Below are 1,524 nucleotides of genomic sequence, written 5' to 3'. Positions count from 1 at the left end.
GTCCACGCCTGGCACCTCGTCCGCGCCCCGTTCACCGCCACCACCTGGCGCCGCACCGCCTACGCACTCCTCGCCCTCCCGCTCGGCCTCGCCTGCATCCCGCTCACCCTCCTCGGCGCCCCCACGGCCCGCTGGCAGCGAGGGCTGGTCCGCCGCTTCCTGGGCGCCGACAGCGTCGACCCGTCCGGCAGGCCCCGCGCCGGCGGCCTCCCTCACGCCCTCCTCGCCACGCCCCTCAACCTGATCACCGCGTTCATCACGCTCTACGGCTGGGCGATCGTCCCCCTGAACCTCGGCTGGCCGCTCCGCGCCGGCGACGACTACTCCGGCGCGTGGGGCGGGCCGACCTTCGCCGGAGCCTGGGCCTTCCACGCGGTGCTCGGCGGCATCGGCTTCCTGCTGCTGATGCCGTGGGTGGTGCGCGGCCTGACCGCCGTACAGCTCCGCGTGGCCAGGTCACTTCTCTCCTAGGTTGATCCCATGCCGAGCTTCCGCTCCCGCCTCCGCACGCTCGCCTTCGCCACCTTCGGCCGCCGCGCGCTGAAGGCCGTCCTCTACGGCCTGATCGCCCTCCCGCTCGCCCTCGTCGGCTTCTTCCTCACGCTCGTCGGGCTGGCGTTCGGCGGGGCGCTGTCGGTGACCACGCTCGGCCTGTGGCTGCTGGCGGCGACCGTGCGCGGCGCGCTGGCGCTGGCCGCGCTGCAACGGGGCCTCGCCCGACGACTCCTCGGCCTGGAGATAGAGCAGCCGGGTGCACCGGGGGCGGAAGCCGGCGGCGTCAACGGGAGCGGCAGCGGCGCTACCGGTACCAGCCCCGCCGCGATCCTCAGCTGGCGTCGCGGCATCCTGCTCGACCGAGCTGGCTGGCGGGCGGTCGGCTGCGCCCTGTTGACACCGTTCACAGCCGTTTTCGCGTACGCAGCCGTCGTCATCGGATACGTCTACGGCGTCCTGTTCACGCTGCACCCGCTGCTCAAGCGCTGGAACTACAACACGGTTCACAGCGCCGACGGCTCAGCGCACCACGTGTCACTGGAGTTCTTCGGTTACCAGCTCGACTCCTGGCCACGCTGGTTGATTCCGTTCACAGCCGGTTTGCTGTTGCTGGCCGTCGCACCCCTTCTCCTCCGTTATGCCCTCGGCCCGCACCGCGCCCTGTTGACGGTGCTGCTCGGCCCCGACGCCGCGACCCGCCGTATCCGGACCCTGGAGGAGACCCGCGCCCGAGCCGTCGACGACGCCGCCGCCACCCTCCGCCGTATCGAACGAGACCTGCACGACGGAACCCAGGCCCGCCTCGTCGCCCTCGCCATGCACCTCACCCTGATCCGCGAACTGGTCACCGCCGGCGCCGAACCCGACCGCGTCCTCACCGTCGTAGACACCGCCCAGGGCAACGCGACCCAGGCCATCTCCGACCTGCGCCACCTGGTCAAGGGCATCCATCCGCCCGTACTCGACGAGGGTCTGCACGCCGCCCTCACCACCCTCGCCGCCGACAGCGCCCTCCCCGTCACCCTCACC

General features: G+C 72.3%; 1 protein-coding gene and 1 pseudogene. Both read left to right on the top strand.

Going from position 1 to position 1,524, the window contains the following annotated elements:
- Positions 1-471: pseudogene (locus AC31A1_RS51225) on the top strand (hypothetical protein); the annotation flags it as partial.
- Positions 472-480: 9 nt separating this feature from the next.
- Positions 481-1,524: sensor histidine kinase (locus AC31A1_RS51220; RefSeq protein ID WP_489659884.1), on the top strand; the 1,044-nt coding region annotated here is incomplete at its 3' end.

The sequence above is a fragment of the Streptomyces sp. P5F9 genome (assembly GCF_057961495.1).
Note: the sequence above shows the minus strand (reverse complement) of the source record. Positions and strands in the feature narration are given on the sequence as shown.